The sequence below is a fragment of the Xylanivirga thermophila genome (assembly GCF_004138105.1).
Classification (GTDB): Bacteria; Bacillota; Clostridia; order Caldicoprobacterales; family Xylanivirgaceae; genus Xylanivirga; species Xylanivirga thermophila.
Genome location: NZ_RXHQ01000040.1, coordinates 1 through 18,870, shown reverse-complemented (window position 1 = coordinate 18,870; position 18,870 = coordinate 1). Strand labels below are relative to the sequence as shown.

Sequence of the window (18,870 nt, the reverse complement as noted above, 5' to 3'; positions counted from 1 at the left end):
TTACAATTAGAATTAGCCATAGCGAGCACCTCACTGTATTATTTTTTTTTGGTTAAAAATATTATACATGATTTTCTCGCTATGGTTCTATATTTTTTTGGTGTTGCATTTAATTATACAACGAACCATGCATATCAATAGTAAAATGTGTAATAAGTAAATTTATTTTATGAGGTGGAACTACGTGTTTGTTTTGAGAATAATTCTAATTCTAATTGGTTTGTTATTTATTGGGTTTGGATATGCAATTTGGTTTAACAGCAACTATAATTTAATTAATAATTTTAAGAATGACAAAAAAACGGTAAATTAGATGATTGCTTTGCTAAAAGAGTTGGCATGATTGAGTTTATAGGTGGCATTTTCTGCTTTATATTAGGTATAATTTCTATGTTTTTAGATGATGTTTTTACAATAATATTTTTTACTTTCTGTATAATAAGTATTATTTCTTCATTAATCTTTAACCAAGCAAAATCTGAAAATAAAAATAGTTGAGCATATAACTAGTAAAATTAAGTATAGAGTTATCTCTTGTATTTTCTTATTGTATGACATAGTGGTAGATTCAGACAAATCAAAATTATAAAATCTAAGGTGGTAATTATGGAAAATAAATCGAAATTCAGAAATATAATCATAATTTTATTATTATTTATTTTATTGTTTCCAATTCCTATGCGATTGAAGGATGGAGGTAGTATTAGATTCCAGGCACTCTTATATTCAGTTACAAAAGTGCATAGGCTTAATAACGATTCAGAAGCTGTAAATGAGTTTTTAAAAGGTTGGAAAGTAGAAGTATTAAATTTGAAGGTATACAGTAATGTTAAATAGAAAATCTAAACTAAAAATAATTTAAATAGTGAATATAATTTATATTATATTTAACATGAGCAGTTAGTAATGGGAAAATAGATTCATAGGGGTAAATATGGCTTTTGACATGGATGATATTAAAGAGGTCTTAGAAAAGGATGATATGCAGTGGATGGACATATATTAACTAGAATGAAACAGCGAGGAATAAAAATTAAAGGTATATAAATTGTCTTTTAAATGGAGAAATTATAGAATATTATGAAGATGATTATTCCTATCCCAGCTGTCTTGTATTAGGTAGCACAGATGACAATAAAAGTATTCATATTTTATGTGCTTTAGAAGGGGATAGTATTTGGATGATAACAGCCTAAAGATCTCATTATTATTAGAACCTTGATAAAAGAAACTAGGTTTAGTCAGTTTTAGGTTACATCATTGACCACGTATTATTGAAGTATTACAAAGTATATCCCTGGTGTTTCTTTTAAACAAATTAAGATTCTAAGAATGAGAGGCAATTAAAGATTATAGAAGAAGGATGTATGAAATGTGAAAAGAATTATAATTATCATTATTGATGTTGTTATGACATTATCTTTTGTAGCATGCGGCAATACAACTAAAAAGCCAGTTATGTATATAGAAAAAGCACAACTATCAGAGCAAGAAGAAAATATTGCGAAGTTGCTTGGAGCCAATAGCGAACAACTTATTTATGATTTCGAGTCAGATGATAATGTCAAAAGTCTTCAAGTGAATACATATGAATTAATTGATGGAGCATGGGAGCTGATCTCAGGGGGAGGAGGGCAAGCTTTTTCTGATAATAAGGGTAGGCTTGCACTTGATTTTAAAAATCTTGCTGAAGGATTAAGGGTAGCATTACAAAGTGAGCATGACAGTGGCTCAACGCAATATTCTACTGAGTCTACAGAAGATTATACAGGAATGGCTAATGTAACATCTATCTTAAATGACCTAAACGAAATTACTTATGAACAAGAAATTCCCTTAGTTGTACAAATTTTAACTACTAAAAATTCGGTTAGTTGATATAATATTGAATACTTCTTTTCTCCCGATGAGTACGAAAAGCATGGTTACGAACACATCTATGCAATAACAATCCTGTTTAGTCAAAAAACAGTGGGTGAATTAGATACCATAAACTAACAGTGATAAAATTTAAGTTATTATACATAGCAAATCTTCTAGATAGTTCAGCATCTATGAGGTTTTAATTTTTTATTAAAAAATTTATAAAAAGAAGGGTTATTGCATTATATAATAGAAAGTAATCATTTAGTATTAAAGTTATAGATTGACAAAAGCATTGTAATATCTTTAAGTTTAAGTTAATATAATAGCGTGCAGTTTTTATACAAAAGGAGATTTAAAAATGAATACTAAAAGCGAGAGCTTTAAGGATCAATTAAAAAAGAAAGGGTATAAATGGACAAAACAGAGGGAGGCTATTTTGAATGCTTTCAAGCAAGGAAATAACCCATTGTTGACTGCACAGGAGTTATTTGATCAAGTATTAAGGTTAATACCTAGTACAAATTTTTCTACAGTGTATCGGAATTTAGAGATGATGGTACAGGAGAATATAGTGACAAAGGTTAATATTGGTGGTCAGGCGGCTCGATATGAGCTAAAAAACAAAGGACACCATCATCATCTAATTTGTCAAAAATGTGGGAAGGTGCAGTGCACAGATTTTTGTCCTTTTGCCCAAATGCCGGATCAGGATGGTTTTGTGCCTGTAGAACATAATTTTGAAGTCTATGGTATTTGCAAGGATTGTTTAAAATCTGACAATAAAAATAAATAATATATAATTCAAAGAAAGGAGTAATATAATGAGCAAAAAGACTATAATAGGTCAATCATTACCTAACATTCCTTGGGAAGATAAACCAAAGGATTGTAAGGATATAGTGTGGCGTTCAAAAGCAAATCCTATTATTCCAAGGGATTTATTGCCTATGTCAAACAGCATATTCAATAGTGCCGTTGTGCCATTTAACGGGGAATTTGCTGGAGTATTCAGATGCGATGATAAAAGACGTGAGATGAGAATCCATAGTGGAAGAAGTAAAGACGGCATTAACTGGAATATAAATCCAGAACCAATAAAATTTATTTGTGATGAGCCAGAGATTAAAAGGTTTGTATATGGATACGATCCACGAGTGTGCTGGATAGAAGATAGATATTATGTTACATGGTGCAATTGGTATCACGGACCTACTATTGGTGTTTCATATACATATGATTTTGAAAAATTCTATCAATTAGAGAATGCCTTTTTACCCTTTAATCGTAATGGAGTTATGTTCCCGCGGAAGATAAATGGAAATTATGCTATGCTAAGCAGACCTAGTGATACAGGGCATACTGCATTTGGTGATATATATTATAGTGAAAGTCCAGATATGACATATTGGGGTAAGCATCGTCATGTTATGTCTCCAACTGCAGGATGGCAGAGCACAAAGATAGGTGCAGGTCCTGTTCCTATTGAAACTACAGAGGGATGGCTGCTTATTTATCATGGAGTTTTGACTTCTTGTAATGGATATGTATATAGTGCGGGAGCAGCCCTATTGGATCTTGATAAACCATGGAAGGTAATAAAAAGAACAAAATCATATATTATCTCTCCACAGACAATATATGAATGTGCAGGTGACGTGCCTAATGTAGTATTCCCATGTGCGGCCTTAAGCGATGCCGATACAGGGCGGATTGCCATATATTATGGTGCTGCTGATACTGTTATCGGATTAGCTTTTACCCAGGTTGATGAATTGATAGATTTTATAAAATATGACGCCGATGCATGGGAAAATAAATAACAGTATTGGTATGATATTGAAATGAAAAATGATATATTGATAGAGATTTGTTGTGGAGGGTTAGAGGATGCTGTAGAGGCTAAAAAGGGCGGCGCTGACAGGATTGAGCTTAATAGCGCACTATTTCTGGGAGGACTTACCCCATCTATAGGTGCATTAATAGAAACGAAAAAAGCTATTAATATACCGGTGATGGTCATGATAAGGCCTAGACCAGGGGGATTTTGCTATTCTGAATATGACATTTTGGCAATGGAAAAGGATATACAGTTAGCTCTGGAGTATGGTGCCGATGGAGTTGCATTTGGCGTCCTTAATCAAGATGGCACGGTAAATCAAAACGCTTGTAAGCGTTTATTGAAGCACACGGGAAATGCAGAAGTGGTATTCCATAGGGCTTTTGATGTAACGCCTAATCCTATTGAAGCACTGGATACACTAATAGATTTGGGATTTAAGAGGGTATTGACTAGTGGCCAAAAGACAAATGCCTTGGAGGGAGCAGCTCTTTTAAAAGAGCTGGTTGCACATGGAGAAGGGCATATTGAAATATTGCCAGGTGGTGGCATAAGACAAAACAATGCAATGGATATTTGTAAGTATACTGGTTGTAATCAGATACATATGGGGCCTTTAATGTTAAAAAAGGATACATCTACTGCAAATAGACCAGATATACATTTTTATGGTAAATCCATACCATCCGAAGATAGTTATCAAATAGTTGACAGTAATGTGATAAAGGATGTACGCAGGATGCTGTAATAATAAGAGTTATATGATGTAGCAAGGCTATATTATATGACTCTTACTGTTTTTTGGAGTGTTTTTTGTAAATGGACATTTGTGCCCTTTTTATGTTAGTATATAAAATACGAAAAAGTTTACAGGGGGAAATATATATGGATCAGATTAACAGGATGTTATCAAAAGAGCTTGGCATAAGTTTGCATCAGGTTGATAGCACCATAGGGCTTATTGATGCAGGTAATACAATTCCTTTTATTGCGAGATATAGAAAAGAGGTTACTGGGGGACTTGATGACACAGTATTAAGAGATCTTTTTGATCGTCTTACATATCTTAGAAATCTTGAATCTAGGCGAGAAGAAATTATAAGATTGATAGATGAGCAGGGCAAACTTACGGATGAGATTGTCGAAGATATAAAAGAAGCTAATACCATGACTGAACTGGAGGATATATATAGGCCATACAAACCAAAGCGAAGGACAAGAGCTACAATCGCCAGGGAAAAAGGTTTGAAACCATTATCAGATATCATACTGAATCAGGATATTATAGATAACAATATTGAAGACATTGCGTTATCGTATATAAATCCTGAAAAGGATGTAAATACGACAGAAGATGCATTACAGGGAGCTATGGATATAATTGCCGAAGTAGTATCAGATAATGCAGACTTTAGAAAGATGATACGTAAATTTACATTTGATAATGGTATTATTACTTCAAATGCATCTAAGGATGAAAAATCTGTATATGAAATGTATTATGAATATAGAGAAGCTGTATCAAAGATAGTACCCCATAGGGTATTAGCCATAAATCGTGGTGAACGGGAAGGTTTTTTGTCTGTAAAAATAGACGTAGATCAACAAAAAATAATAGATATGCTAAATTTCAAAGTAATTATAAATAATGATAGTGTTGCAGCTATATATATTAAACGAGCGGTGGAAGATGCATATAAGAGACTTATATCTCCCGCCATCGAGCGGGAAATTCGAAACTCTCTTACTGAAGGGGCAGAAGAACAAGCCATACAGGTATTTGGCGAAAATCTTAGAAATCTCCTACTGCAGCCCCCTGTAAGGGGTAAGGTAGTAATGGGGGTTGATCCTGGATATAGGACGGGGAATAAAGTAGCAGTAGTAGATGCTACCGGCAGAGTTTTGGATACGGGGATAGTATATATAACACTTCCTAATCATAATGTGGAGAAAGGTAAAACTCTTATTAAAGAACTCATGGAAAAGCATGATGTGGACATTATAGCCATTGGCAATGGTACTGCATCAAGGGAAACCGAGATAGTAATAGCTGAAATTATAAAAGAGATAGAAAAAGAAGTGCTGTATATGGTTGTAAGTGAGGCAGGTGCATCGGTATATTCTGCATCAAAATTAGCCAGTGAGGAATTCCCAGAATATGATGTTGCACTTAGAAGTGCAGTATCTATAGCTAGGCGTCTTCAGGATCCTTTAGCAGAGCTTGTCAAGATAGATCCTAAGGCTATTGGAGTAGGACAGTATCAGCATGATGTCAATCAGACCAGATTGGCAGATGCATTAAAAGGGGTAGTAGAAGATTGCGTAAACAGCGTTGGGGTGGATCTAAATACTGCCTCACCATCCCTTTTGCAATATGTATCGGGTATAACACGGACAGTTGCTATAAATATAGTTGAATACAGGCAGGATAAGGGCTCTTTTTCAAATAGGCGGGAGCTTCTTAAGGTAAAGAAGCTAGGACCTAAGACATTTGAACAATGTGCGGGATTTTTACGCATACCTGATGGAGATAATATACTGGATAATACGGCAGTCCATCCTGAATCCTATGACGTAGCAAGAAAACTCCTAGACGTACTGGACCATACACTAGAAGATGTGAAGAATGGCAACCTTAAAGATCCAGGACAAAAATTGAGGGATTTGGATATGAAAGAATTATCAAAACGATTGGATATTGGTATACCTACCCTTAAAGATATCATATCGGAGTTACAAAAGCCGGGTAGGGATCCTAGGGAAGAGCTCCCGCCTCCCATGTTAAGGTCAGACATAATGAGCATAGAGGACTTAAAGCCTGGAATGTTACTTGATGGTACAGTAAGAAATGTGGTGGATTTTGGTGCTTTTGTAGATATAGGCGTTCATCAGGATGGATTGGTGCATATATCAGAGCTATCGGATAGATACGTAAAGCATCCTATGGATGTGGTAGGCGTAGGGGATATTGTAAAGGTAAAGATATTGGATGTAGATGTGGATCGAAAAAGAATTTCACTTACTATGAAATTATGATATAATTGATATGGTGTAAAGGGGGTCTTTTTAATGATAATTATAAAGAATGGTAAAATACTTACGATGGCCGATAAAACATATGAAAAAGGCGATATATTAATAGATGGCAAGATTATAAAGAAAATAGGTGAGGATATTACTGCACCTGAAGATGCAAAAGTAATAGATGCAGAAGGTATGTGGATAATCCCGGGGATAGTGGATCCACATTGTCATATAGGTATGTTTGAGGATGGTATGAGTTTTGAAGGTTCTGATGGCAATGAAGCTACAGATCCTGTGACACCTGAACTTAGGGCAATAGATGCAGTAAATCCCGATGATAACAGTTTCAGGGAAGCTAGGGAACATGGTGTTACCACTGTAGTGACAGGACCGGGGAGTGCAAATGTCATAGGTGGACAATTTGCAGCTTTAAAGACATATGGCCGTAGAATAGAAGAAATGATATTAAAGGAGCCATTGGCTGTAAAAGTAGCATTTGGGGAAAATCCAAAGCGGGTATATAGTGGGCAAAATAAGGCACCTAGTACTCGAATGGCTACTGCAGCTATCTTGAGGCAGGCCCTCATAAAGGCTCAGGAATATAAGGCAAAGCTTGAAAAGGGTAAAAAAGATCCAGATAAGATGCCTGAACGGGATCTTGAAATGGAGATTTTAGTAAAGGTATTAAATAAAGAGCTTCCGTTGAAGGCCCATGCCCATAGAGCAGATGATATACTAACTGCCCTTCGTATAGCCAAGGAATTTGATGTGAATATTACCCTTGACCATTGTACGGAAGGTCATCTAATAGCTGATTATCTCCTTGAGGAGAATGCAAAGGTAATAGTAGGGCCTCTCCTTAGCAGCAGGGAAAAGATAGAGCTTAAAAACCTTAGCTTTAAGGCGCCTGCCATTCTATCAAAGGCAGGGGTTAAGGTAGCTATGATGACAGATCATCCTGTTATTCCAGTGCAGTACTTACCCGTATGTGCATCTATTGCAGTAAGGGAAGGCATGGATGAGATGGAGGCGTTAAAATCCATTACCATAAATGCTGCCGAGATAACGGGGATATCCGATAGGGTAGGCAGCCTAGAGGTGGGCAAGGATGCTGATATTGCAATATTTACTGGTAATCCACTTGATATAAGATCGAAAACAGAATATGTATTTATAGACGGTAATCTTGTTTTCAAACGTCAATAAAAGGCGTTATGAAAAATTGAATATATGATTACATCTTCGGGGCGGGGTGAAATTCCCGACCGGCGGTATAGCCCGCGACTCCCTAAAAGGGACTGATCTGGTGAAATTCCGGAGCCGACAGTATAGTCTGGATGAAAGAGGGTGGTTATTGTGATCTATAATGACAGTTAAGTGCTTCCGAAGATAACTTTGGAAGCATTTTTTATTTTAAAAAAATTTGGAGAGGAAGATAAAAATGAATAAAACTAATTATATAGTTAAGGTGGCTCTTTTATCGGTAATAGCTTTTGTGCTTACCATATTTGAGTTTCCTATACCATTTTTTCCATCATTCCTTAAAATGGGATTTGGTGATCTGCCTGCCTTGATTGGTGGATTTTCATTAGGCCCTATGGCGGGAGTATGGATAGAGTTATTAAAAAATGTGCTTAATTTCATACTAAAAAATGATGGCACAGGAGGGGTAGGCAATCTATCCAATTTTTTAGTGGGGATTAGCTTTGTACTTCCTGCAAGTATCATATATATAAGAAATAAAAATAGGAAAAATGCGATTATTGGGATGGTTATAGGGATAATATGTATGGTGGTAGTAGGTTCATTTACAAACTATTTTATCATAATACCATTGTATCAAAAGATACTTCCCCTAGATGCAATAATAGCCATGGCAGCCAAGGCTAATCCTTCCATAGGGGATATGAAGACCTATATAACCTATGCAGTTATTCCTTTTAATTTTATAAAGGCACTTATAAACTCCATTATAACCCTTATTATATATAAAAAGATATCCCCTATTTTACATGGATAAAATCTCTAGACATCTTGTTATATAGCTGTTTTATGGATATAATATTTTAATAGGGTTTTTAAACTACTATTAATTTATATAGAGGTGCAAGATGTTTAAGATTACTACTAATAATGCAGAGGAAACAATAGAGATAGGAGAGCGATTGGGAAAGGCTTTAAAAAAAGGAGCAATAATACTTTTAAGTGGTGATTTAGGTGCTGGCAAGACGGTATTCACTAAGGGCATTGCTCGAGGGCTGGATATAGACAAAAATGTAACCAGCCCTACTTTTACCCTAATACATCAATATGATGGCCGATTACCATTATATCATTTTGACATATATAGGATCCTTAATGAGGAGGAGCTCTATGATATTGGGTATGAGGAATATTTTTTCGGCGATGGGGTAACGGTGGTGGAATGGCCGGAGAGGATGGAAGATCTACGCCCTGATGAGTATATATCTATAAATATAGAAAAACTACCGGATAATGGAAGGCGTATTATCATTTCAACTGTAGGAAAGGGCTATGATTATTTAAAGGGGGCGATAGCATGAAGATATTGGCGATTGAATCATCTTCTATGGTAGCAGGAGCAGCCGTAGTAGATGATGACAAGGTGGTAGCTGAATATTTGCTTAATCATAAAAAAACCCATTCCCAGATACTTATGCCATTAGTAGATGAGATGCTTGATGGGGTAGATATGTCCCTAGATGATATAGATGCCTTTGCAGTATCGAGTGGACCAGGTTCATTTACAGGTTTGCGCATAGGCATATCTACCATAAGGGCATTAGCCCAATCTATAGGCCGACCAGTTATAGGTGTGCCTACATTAGATGGACTAGCCTACAATATGGCATATAGTAAAGGTATTTTATGTCCTATTATGGATGCTAGGCGGGAGCAGGTATATACCTGCATATATAGATGGGAAAAAAATAAATTAGTACGTATGGAGGACTATATGGCAGTACCTGTAGTACAGCTTCTAGATATATTGACTAAGCTGGAAGGACCTTTTATCTTTAATGGCGACGGAGTGGCTGCATATAGGCATATTATAGAAAAGGAAATGGGAGATAATGCATTATTTGCTCCCGCCCATTGCGCAATGCAAAGGCCTTCCACAGTTGCGCGTCTAGCTATGGAAATGGCAAGGGAAGGACAGCTAAAAAATTATTTAGAGCTGATGCCTTTCTATCTCAGGAAATCCCAAGCAGAACAAAGGCGTATGCAAAAAATTGCGCAGGAGGAATAAGATATGGTGGAGGATTTTGTAGTTTGTCCCATGGTTTTAGATGACGTAGATGATGTGTGGGAGATTGAAAGATTATGTTTTCCCATTCCTTGGTCAAGAGAAGCTTTCCGTTTGGAGATAGAAAAAAATATGTGTGCAAAATATTTTATAGCAAAACGATTAGATACGGTATTGGGATATGGTGGCATGTGGTTAATATTGGATGAAGGACATATAACCAATATAGCTGTTCATCCAGCATATAGGAATATGGGAGCTGGAGAGGCAATAATAAGGACTATGATGGATGCGGGAGCTAAAATGGGCATGACTCAAATGACTTTGGAAGTGAGAAAGACTAATTTCATAGCCCAGCATCTTTATAAAAAATTAGGATTTGTAGAATGTGGTATAAGAAAAGCCTATTATGCAGATAATAATGAAGATGCTATCATAATGTGGAATAGAAACATAGGGGGAAAAGTACAGGATAAATAATGAATGTTAAGATAAAATATTTGCTAACAAGTATAATTGCCATGGGACTTTTTATGTTTGTCATATTTTCAATTGTGCTCGAGGTGACGGCCTTTGATATAGATTTTTATAAATATGAGTATGAAAGGTTGAATATCCCGCAATATACAGGTATGCCTTTACAGGATTTGGTAAAAGTAACGAGGCATTTATTTTCCTATATAAATAATAATGCATCGAGCCTACAAGTTAAGGCTGTTATTCATGGAAAAGAGCAATATGTGTTCAATAGTAGAGAAATTGCACATATGAAGGATGTAAAAGTTTTATTCAATAAAGGGTATACATCCAGGTACATAGCATTTTTATTGTTGCTTATTATGCTTTTGCTATTATATCTAACAACTAAAGGGAAGACTCTTTTATATTTGGCCAAGGGATATATTATTTGGTTAATTATAGTTATTATTTTATTGATGGTGCTATTTTTATTTATAAGCGAAGATTTTATGTCATTTTGGATCCAGTTTCACCATATGCTGTTTGATAATGATCTTTGGCTATTGGATCCAGATACCGATATCCTTGTAAATATGGTGCCTGAAGAGTTCTTTTTTGATCTGACATATAAAATTCTAAAGAGATTTTTAATAATAGAAGTATCCATTGGAATAGCCTGTACTCTATTCTTGAAAAAGTACAGGACTGTCTAGATATCAGTCCTGTCTTGTCAAACTAGTGTTCTTTTTGGCCTAAACCACAAAATCCTCCACTACTGCTAAATAGGATTATGAGTAATAGGAAAAAGAATAATATATTGTCATCATTGCCACATCCACAAGAGCAAAATAGTATTATAAGTAGTAGAAAAAAGAATAGTATATTAGTATCTCCGCCACAAAATTGGCCGAATATATCGTTTAAAATATTGGTCATTTTATATACCTCCTTGTAAAAGTATATTCCAATATTAAAGTATTCATAGCAGGGTGGAATGTTACAATGATGATAAAAAACAATAAATATCGAAGGGGTTCGAGTGGAAAATGGAATATTTACATAAGATGCAGGAAAAAATAAAAGAAATAAAAGGCAAAGAGAAAATTACCATACTGGCTTTGGAAACTTCATGTGATGAAACATCGGTAGCTATTGTACAAAATGGTAGATGTGTAATTAGCAATAAGATTGCATCGCAAATTCCCCTACATAAGGTATATGGTGGAGTGGTGCCTGAGATTGCATCTAGAAAGCATGTGGAGGTAATCAATCCATTGATAGATGAAGCCCTAAAGGAAGCAAATATGGGGTTTGAAGATATGGATGCAGTAGCAGTTGCACATGGTCCAGGTTTAGTAGGCGCCCTTCTAGTAGGAGTATCTACAGCCAAAGCACTTGCTTATGGACTTTCTGTGCCTCTTATAGGAGTTAATCATATAGATGGGCATATAAGTGCAAATTATATAGAGAATAGGGACCTTGTACCACCATTTTTGTGTTTAGTAGTATCAGGAGGGCACACATATCTTATAATGGTAAAGGATTATGGGAAGTATAAGATATTAGGCGAAACAAGGGACGATGCTGCTGGAGAAGCATATGATAAAGTGGCTAGAGCATTAGGATTAGAATATCCAGGTGGTCCCATAATAGATAGATTGGCTAAAGAAGGGGATAGTACGGCAGTACATTTTCCTAGAGTATATATGGATGATAATCCATATGATTTCAGCTTTAGTGGCCTTAAAACTGCGGTTATAAATCATATCCATAATCTTGGGCAAAAGGGAGAAGTATATAATATAAAGGATATAGCTGCTAGTTTTCAGCAGGCGGTGATAGATGTATTGGTAGATAAGACCATGCTTGCAGCACAAAATAATTCTATAAGCAAAATAGCCATTGCTGGAGGTGTTGCATCTAATGCGGGTCTTAGAAGGCTTATGAAAGATAGGGCAGATGCACTAGGTATAAAGCTATATTATCCATCACCCATATTTTGTACAGATAATGCAGCAATGGTAGGATGCGCAGCTTATTATAATTTGTTAAAGGATAAGATTAGCGATTTAAAACTAAATGCATATCCGAATTTAGAATTATAAGAAATAAAAGCGTTTTACGCTTTTATTTCTTTATTTTTTTTGCTTTTTGCAGGACTGCATGTCCTAATTTTCATTTTTTATACTAATCAGTTTTTAGTTAAAGTAGTATGTTTAACCTGTGGATAATGTGGAAAAACCTGTGGAGTACTTGAAAATAGGGCAAAAAACTGTGCATAACTCTGTGGATGGTGTGGATAATTCAAGTTTTTGGATTAACATATATATCCATGATATTAAATTATGACTTTATATAAAGTTATTCGACAGAAAATATCAAATATTATAACAGTGTAGAAAATAGCAGGAATATCACCAATATTGGAGGAGATACTAATATCAAATGAAATAATTTTTGCATAGGAGGTAAAAGTTAATCATGAAGGTTAAAGAAGTTATGACTACAAAATTGACTGTTCTTTCGCCTGATAATACTGTAATGGACGCGGCAAAGATAATGCAGGCCCACAATATTGGAGCCATACCTGTATGCAGCGAAGATAGAATAGTAGGTATAGTAACCGATAGGGATATAGTAGTAAGAAATATAGCCAATAATGGAGATCCTGCCACTACAAAAGTAAAAGATATGATGTCTCCAGACGTGGTTACAGCGACGCCTGAGATGACTGGCGATGAAGCAGCTCGTATAATGGCCCATTATAAAATAAGGCGACTGCCAGTAGTTGATGGTGATAAACTGGTGGGCATAGTAGCCATAGGAGATTTAGCAACTACTAGATATTTAAATGACGAGGCTGGTCAAGCCCTCGGTGAAATATCATCGCCATCTAGGCCGATGAATATGATGCAATAGGATATACAGTACTGCAATACAAATAGTTTTATTTACATGCAGGCCGGGCATTCTTGCCCGGCCTACATGTAATTATTTTGTCAATTTGAGATATTCATATAAATAAATTTGGGTTTCTGCAAAATGCAAAAAGATTGATTATATAAAAAACATTACCAGCAAATGCGATTATAATATTTATTTTACCCATTTAGAGTTGTTTTGCGTATTTTTGAATTCCTTAAGGTGATGATTTATACCATTGATTCTGTTTAGCAATGGTTTTTTGTTGCAAATTAATTATATTGAAACATTTAGGGGCTTTTTTACGTTTTTAGTGTAATTTATAGGTTTTTGCACCATTTAGAACATATTTTATCCCCATAAAATCGAATTTATATCATAGTCATAATTTTTTGCGGAAACTCAAAATAAATAAAACATAGAGGCTTTTTATATTTTATGTTATAATGAGTTTGGGAGCATGGCAATAAAGGGGGATTTATTGTTGACGAGTAAATTTCAGGGTAAAGCAGGCAGTGGGAAGAAGTTTCATTTTGATAATTTGTTCTGGGATGATCCGCAGGTTTATGAGTCTATTGATGTGTATCAGATAGGGGATCTATGTTGTGAAAGCGACTTTGTATTGGGGCCTCACAAGCAGCTTTGCTATGAGATAAGTTATATAACATCGGGTAAGGGTGAATTTATGACAGATGGAAAATGGTCTCCGGTTCAGGCGGGAGATATATATGTAAATTTGCCGGATCAGACTCATGATATTAGGGCTGATAAAGTAGAACCATTTAGATATTTCTATATAGGCTTTAACTTTAATTATTATACAGGTGACCAAAATCCATTTTTGCATATAAAAAAGATGTTTGATCATATAACATATCCCATAGTTAAAGACAGGTTAAATATTGAGATACCGTTTTTAGGTACTTTTAACGAGATGTCAAAGGCTACCGAATATTCTAATATAATGGTGAAGACATATGTACATCAGATAATAGTGCTTGCCTATCGTAATTTTTATGATGATTGGCAAAAGGAATACACCCCCGATAAAAATATAGACAATATAAAGTATCTTACCTATCAAATAATAAGCTATGTAGATACCAATATATACCATATACAAGAACTCCCCCAGATTGCAGAAGAGCTTGGGTACAGCTATTCATATCTGTCCCATATATTTTCCCAAGAAACGGGCCTTACTATACAGCAATATTATAATCAAAAAAGATTTGAAATGGCTACAGAGCTTTTAAAAAAAGGAGAACTTACCATAACTGAAATTGCGGAAAAACTCCATTATCAGTCTATACATTCCTTTAGCAAGGCTTTTAGGAAGACTATAGGAGTGCCGCCAGCGCAGTATCAGAATCTGCACAAGAATAATCAAAAAAATAGACAAAGATATAGCAAAGAAAAATAAAGACAAAAATGTGTTTTTTTATTAATATATAAATGGATAAGTATATTTTATGTATAAGGAGGAGCAAAATGTCAGCATTTAAGATTGGTGTAATGGTAGATTCTTTTAGACTGGGATTAGAAGATGGCATAAAAAAGGCAAAAGAAGTAGGGGCTGCAGGTATTCAAATTTATGCTACATCCGGAGAAATGGCTCCAGAAAATCTAAGCCCACAAAGGCGAAAGGAAATATTGGATATGATAAAATCCAATGGTTTAGTTGTATCAGCCTTATGTGGTGATTTAGGCGGACATGGTTTTACAGTACCAGAGGATAATCCGGCAAGAATTGAAAAGTCAAAGAGGATTATGGATCTGGCAAAGGATTTAGAAACAAATGTTGTTACTACTCATATTGGTATTGCACCGGAAGATCATAATCATCCAAGATTTAAGGTATTGCAAGAGGCCTGTGAACAATTAGGCGAATATGGTGACAATGTAGGTGCATACTTTGCCATTGAGACTGGTCCTGAAAAGGCAGTTACACTAAAGAAATTTTTAGACAGTTTATCTTCAAAGGGTGTAAGGGTAAACTTTGATCCTGCAAACTTTGCAATGGTTACTGGTGATGATCCTGTGCAAGGTGTATATACATTGAAGGATTATATAGTACATACCCATGCTAAGGACGGAGTAAGGAAAAAGCCCATCAATCCTGAATGGGTATATAATAGGTTACAATTACCAGAGGGTGAGATAGAGGATGTAAACTTTAAGGATTATTATGAGGAAGTACCTCTGGGCGAAGGTGATGTCCGCTTTAGCGAATATATAAAGGCTCTTAATGAAGTAGGATATAATGGATTTCTTACAATAGAGCGTGAAGTAGGGGCAGATCCTGAAAAAGATATTAGATTGGCGGTGAACTTCCTAAATAGCAAATTAAAAGAGTTAGGATTATGAAAACCGCTGTAAGTATGTGGAGTGTACAAAGGCAATTTTTTAAAGGCAATATTACTATAGATGATTTTTTATCATTTGCCTTTAGGGCGGGAGTAGATGGAGTAGAGCTTTTAGACTGTTTTTGGAAAAATCCTGCAGAGATAGATAATACCATTGATCTGATAGATAAAAACAATTGGACAGTAGCCTGTTATTCCATAAGCAATGATTTTGTTACTGAGGATGAAAAAGAACTAGACGAACAAATTGCCTATGTAAAAGAAGGTATTGATACTGCTGTCAGATTAGGGACTGATACGCTGAGGGTGTTTGCCGGCAATAAAAAAATGGATATTTCATATGAAGAAGGAATAAAATACATATTGTATGGCTTAAGAGAATGTGTTTCATATGCTGAGCAAAGGGGAATCGACATGGTCTTGGAGAATCACGGGGTTTTTGCTGGTAAGTCTAATCAAATACTTGCCATTATAAATGAGGTAGGTTCTCAAAGATTAAAGGCCAATGTTGATATAGGGAATTTTTTGCTCGTTGCCGAAGATCCTATGGATGGCATAAAGCATTTAAGGTCTAGTATAGGATATGTACATCTTAAGGATTTTAAAAGGTTACATGATGAAGGAATTCAAGAAGTGTATCGTTCCCTTGATGATCACATGTACCAAGCTATCCCCATAGGGCAGGGTGATGTACCTATTAAAAAAACAATCGAGTTTTTAAAATCCAATGACTATTATGGTTATTTATCTATCGAATATGAAGGCATAGGCGATCCTATAGAAGAGACAAAACAAAGTATAGATTTTGTAAAGAGTATTATATAGATCAAGACAATTGCTGTATGTAAGGTTCATTATAAAAAGGCTTGACCAGTTAAAAAGTCAGGCCTTTTTATAATAAATTTAGAGAAACGGGGATGGACTTTATGGAAAATAATATAAACAGGAAGGGATCTGTAGCAGCGCTCTATGCATCGTTTTTTCTAATAGGTATTACTGTAACTGTTTATGGACCTACTATAAATTATTTAATGAAGGACTACAATATAAGCATGGGAAAGGCCAGTCTATTTGTCACCTTTATGTCTATGGGTCGTACCCTATCGGTGCTTGCAAGTGGCATATTAAGCGATAAGGCGGGACGAAAACCAATATTATTTGGTGGTACTTTGTGCTTAACTTTAGGTCTTTTAGGTATAGGTACGCTATCATGGTATACAGGTGGGTTGATATTTGCAGTTATAGCAGGCGTCGGACATGGTATGCTCGATACTTCAGCTAGTGCCGCCATATCCGATTTATATCCTGAGAAAATGAGCAGGGCACTTAATAGATTACATATGTTCTTTGGGATAGGCTGCCTTATAGGTCCTATTATATCGGGTAGTATGCTTGCTTTAGGATGCAATTGGAGATATATATATCTTGTAAATGCCATCATAGGTCTTTTAATAACTATATTTATATGGTTTCAATCATTTCCTCAGATTCAAAATGTTCAAACATCCGATGCAGGTAAAGGACATTTTATCATATCTTCTACAGTAATTGCCCTAGGCCTTATACTATTTATATATTCAGGGGTAGGACAGAGTATAAATACATGGATAAATAAATACATGGGGGATGTAGTAAACTTTCCCATATTTTTTGCAGCAGGAACCCTTGCTATTTATAATTTGGGGATTACATTGGGAAGGCTATTTAGCAGTTTTATTTCAGAAAAAATAGGCTATTATAGATGGATATTGTATGCGTCAATAGGTTCATTAGTTGGGATAGTGATGGCCTTCATGGCGGGAGTAGGCATAATAATAGTAATAGGGCTCTTTATTACAGGTTTTTTCTTTGGAGGTTTATTCCCAACGGTTATTGCTATTGCAGGTAATATTTATCCCAATAATAAAGGGGCGATAACAGGAGGGCTGGTTACCATTGCAGCTATAGGTAGTATGTCGGTACCGGCAATTATAGGATTTATGTCCCAAGACGGAAGCCTCCAATCTTCTGTTAAATGGTTAATTGCGCTGGTTGCATTGATGGTTATAATAGTGTCTATAATGCAATATAAGAAAAAAGAAAATTAATTAATAAAAACAGGGTAGTGCTAGTATGCTAGCATTACCCTGTCAGTGTTAAAACTTATCTTTTGTACTTCTTCAAATTTATTCAGTAATCCTGAAACTGTTGTCTTTTTCTTTTCAGCCCCACCCATATCAAAGATTATATCTCCTTCGTGCATCATAAGCAGACGATTGCCGGTAGTTATGGCATGTTCCATGTTATGGGTTATCATAAGGGTGGTTATTTTATTCTGATTTATTATATGATTTGTAAGGGAGTTTACGAGTTCGGCGGTTTTAGGATCTAACGCTGCAGTATGTTCATCTAAAAGTAATAACTTTGGTTTTGTAATGGTAGCCATTATAAGGGTTAGAACCTGTCTTTGTCCTCCTGACAACAATTCTACTCGATCGGTTAGCCTGTTTTCCAGCCCTAAATCTACTAGGCTTAATTGTTCTTTGAAGTACTCCCTGTCTTTTTTTGTTATACCCCGAGATAGGCTTAATTTTTTGCCACGGTTTAAAGCCATGGCCAGATTCTCCTCTATAGTCATAGATGGAGCAGTACCTTTAAGGGGATCTTGAAAAACCCTTCCTATAAGATAGGATTTTTTATGCTCTGGAAATTTTGTTATATCAGTGCCATCTAGCCTTATGGTACCCCGATCTACAGGATATGCACCGGCAATTATATTTAAAAGGGTAGATTTCCCGGCTCCATTGCTTCCTATTATGGATATAAAATCTTCATCTTCAACTGTTAAATTAAAATCTTTGAATATTGTTTTTTCATTTGGCGTACCAGTGTTAAATGTTTTTGAAATATTATTTAAGGCTAACATATATATCACTCCCTTGTATAATTAGTATTGTATTAACCAGTGAATGAAATCACTGTCAAACCTGCAAGTTTAATATTTAACCATATCAAATAAAAGCAATCTAATCTAAATATCAAATACATTTTTGGCTCCATATCTTAGCCAATTTGCCAGCACCTGTTGGCCTGAACCTTGACAACATGTATAATAGTATCCGGACTTGGAAGGTTAACGCAAATCCTCC

Annotated in this window: 21 protein-coding genes and 1 riboswitch; of the genes, 19 read left to right on the top strand and 2 right to left on the bottom strand. The window is 35.3% G+C overall.

The window, feature by feature from the left end; all coding sequences use genetic code 11:
• Positions 1 to 606 precede the first annotated feature (606 nt).
• From EJN67_RS12750 to EJN67_RS12690, 13 genes are all read left to right on the top strand, one after another.
• Positions 607 to 837, top strand: coding sequence for a hypothetical protein (locus EJN67_RS12750; RefSeq protein ID WP_129724832.1), 231 nt, complete (start codon positions 607 to 609; stop codon positions 835 to 837).
• A gap of 206 nt (positions 838 to 1,043) precedes the next feature.
• Positions 1,044 to 1,196, top strand: a complete 153-nt coding sequence (locus EJN67_RS14565; protein WP_207208028.1) for a DUF4258 domain-containing protein — start codon at positions 1,044 to 1,046, stop codon at positions 1,194 to 1,196.
• 178 nt (positions 1,197 to 1,374) lie between these two features.
• Positions 1,375 to 1,878: a hypothetical protein gene (locus EJN67_RS12740; RefSeq protein WP_129724831.1), complete on the top strand. Its 504-nt coding sequence runs from the start codon at positions 1,375 to 1,377 to the stop codon at positions 1,876 to 1,878.
• Positions 1,879 to 2,224: 346 nt separating this feature from the next.
• Positions 2,225 to 2,659: a Fur family transcriptional regulator gene (locus tag EJN67_RS12735; protein ID WP_129724830.1), complete on the top strand. Its 435-nt coding sequence runs from the start codon at positions 2,225 to 2,227 to the stop codon at positions 2,657 to 2,659.
• 28 nt (positions 2,660 to 2,687) lie between these two features.
• Positions 2,688 to 3,686 (top strand): glycoside hydrolase family 130 protein, encoded by a 999-nt coding sequence (locus EJN67_RS12730; protein WP_129724829.1) that lies wholly within the window; start codon positions 2,688 to 2,690, stop codon positions 3,684 to 3,686.
• Between the two features lie 21 nt (positions 3,687 to 3,707).
• Positions 3,708 to 4,451: a copper homeostasis protein CutC gene (locus tag EJN67_RS12725; protein WP_129724828.1), complete on the top strand. Its 744-nt coding sequence runs from the start codon at positions 3,708 to 3,710 to the stop codon at positions 4,449 to 4,451.
• Between the two features lie 137 nt (positions 4,452 to 4,588).
• Positions 4,589 to 6,739, top strand: a complete 2,151-nt coding sequence (locus tag EJN67_RS12720; RefSeq protein ID WP_129724827.1) for a Tex family protein — start codon at positions 4,589 to 4,591, stop codon at positions 6,737 to 6,739.
• Between the two features lie 33 nt (positions 6,740 to 6,772).
• A complete protein-coding gene (locus tag EJN67_RS12715) occupies positions 6,773 to 7,933 on the top strand; it encodes an amidohydrolase (RefSeq protein ID WP_129724826.1) in 1,161 nt (386 codons plus the stop codon).
• Positions 7,934 to 7,961: 28 nt separating this feature from the next.
• A riboswitch (FMN riboswitch) is annotated at positions 7,962 to 8,080 on the top strand.
• An 88-nt stretch (positions 8,081 to 8,168) separates the two neighbouring features.
• The gene (locus EJN67_RS12710; protein WP_129724825.1) at positions 8,169 to 8,747 is read left to right on the top strand and encodes an ECF transporter S component; all 579 of its coding nucleotides are present in this window, start codon (positions 8,169 to 8,171) and stop codon (positions 8,745 to 8,747) included.
• A gap of 91 nt (positions 8,748 to 8,838) precedes the next feature.
• Positions 8,839 to 9,291 (top strand): tRNA (adenosine(37)-N6)-threonylcarbamoyltransferase complex ATPase subunit type 1 TsaE, encoded by a 453-nt coding sequence (tsaE, locus tag EJN67_RS12705; protein WP_129724824.1) that lies wholly within the window; start codon positions 8,839 to 8,841, stop codon positions 9,289 to 9,291.
• A complete protein-coding gene (tsaB, locus tag EJN67_RS12700; RefSeq protein WP_129724823.1) occupies positions 9,288 to 9,998 on the top strand; it encodes a tRNA (adenosine(37)-N6)-threonylcarbamoyltransferase complex dimerization subunit type 1 TsaB in 711 nt (236 codons plus the stop codon). Before tsaE ends, tsaB begins: the two co-directional genes overlap by 4 nt.
• A gap of 3 nt (positions 9,999 to 10,001) precedes the next feature.
• Entirely contained in the window at positions 10,002 to 10,475 is a 474-nt protein-coding gene (gene rimI / locus EJN67_RS12695) for a ribosomal protein S18-alanine N-acetyltransferase (RefSeq protein ID WP_129724822.1), read from the top strand.
• Positions 10,475 to 11,167, top strand: coding sequence for a TIGR01906 family membrane protein (locus EJN67_RS12690; protein ID WP_129724821.1), 693 nt, complete (start codon positions 10,475 to 10,477; stop codon positions 11,165 to 11,167). Before rimI ends, EJN67_RS12690 begins: the two co-directional genes overlap by 1 nt.
• Before the next feature lie 22 nt (positions 11,168 to 11,189).
• Here EJN67_RS12690 and EJN67_RS12685 read toward each other — a convergent pair whose 3' ends face one another.
• A complete protein-coding gene (locus EJN67_RS12685; protein WP_129724820.1) occupies positions 11,190 to 11,390 on the bottom strand; it encodes a hypothetical protein in 201 nt (66 codons plus the stop codon).
• 149 nt (positions 11,391 to 11,539) lie between these two features.
• On the opposite strand from EJN67_RS12685, the gene tsaD reads away from it, so the two are divergent.
• From tsaD to EJN67_RS12655, 6 genes are all read left to right on the top strand, one after another.
• Positions 11,540 to 12,559, top strand: a complete 1,020-nt coding sequence (gene tsaD / locus EJN67_RS12680; RefSeq protein WP_394347522.1) for a tRNA (adenosine(37)-N6)-threonylcarbamoyltransferase complex transferase subunit TsaD — start codon at positions 11,540 to 11,542, stop codon at positions 12,557 to 12,559.
• A 376-nt stretch (positions 12,560 to 12,935) separates the two neighbouring features.
• Positions 12,936 to 13,373, top strand: a complete 438-nt coding sequence (locus tag EJN67_RS12675) for a CBS domain-containing protein (protein WP_129724819.1) — start codon at positions 12,936 to 12,938, stop codon at positions 13,371 to 13,373.
• A 487-nt stretch (positions 13,374 to 13,860) separates the two neighbouring features.
• Positions 13,861 to 14,799, top strand: a complete 939-nt coding sequence (locus EJN67_RS12670; protein WP_165000875.1) for an AraC family transcriptional regulator — start codon at positions 13,861 to 13,863, stop codon at positions 14,797 to 14,799.
• A 68-nt stretch (positions 14,800 to 14,867) separates the two neighbouring features.
• Positions 14,868 to 15,743 (top strand): sugar phosphate isomerase/epimerase family protein, encoded by an 876-nt coding sequence (locus EJN67_RS12665; RefSeq protein ID WP_129724817.1) that lies wholly within the window; start codon positions 14,868 to 14,870, stop codon positions 15,741 to 15,743.
• Positions 15,740 to 16,567, top strand: coding sequence for a sugar phosphate isomerase/epimerase family protein (locus EJN67_RS12660; protein ID WP_129724816.1), 828 nt, complete (start codon positions 15,740 to 15,742; stop codon positions 16,565 to 16,567). The genes EJN67_RS12665 and EJN67_RS12660 overlap by 4 nt, the downstream gene beginning before the upstream one ends.
• A gap of 101 nt (positions 16,568 to 16,668) precedes the next feature.
• Positions 16,669 to 17,829 carry an MFS transporter gene (locus EJN67_RS12655; RefSeq protein WP_165000874.1) on the top strand — a complete coding sequence of 387 codons (1,161 nt, stop codon included), beginning with the start codon at positions 16,669 to 16,671 and terminating at the stop codon, positions 17,827 to 17,829.
• Positions 17,830 to 17,849: 20 nt separating this feature from the next.
• Here the strand turns inward: EJN67_RS12655 and EJN67_RS12650 are convergent, their stop codons facing one another.
• The gene (locus tag EJN67_RS12650; RefSeq protein WP_129724814.1) at positions 17,850 to 18,647 is read right to left on the bottom strand and encodes an ABC transporter ATP-binding protein; all 798 of its coding nucleotides are present in this window, start codon (positions 18,645 to 18,647) and stop codon (positions 17,850 to 17,852) included.
• Between the last annotated feature and the right edge of the window lie 223 nt (positions 18,648 to 18,870).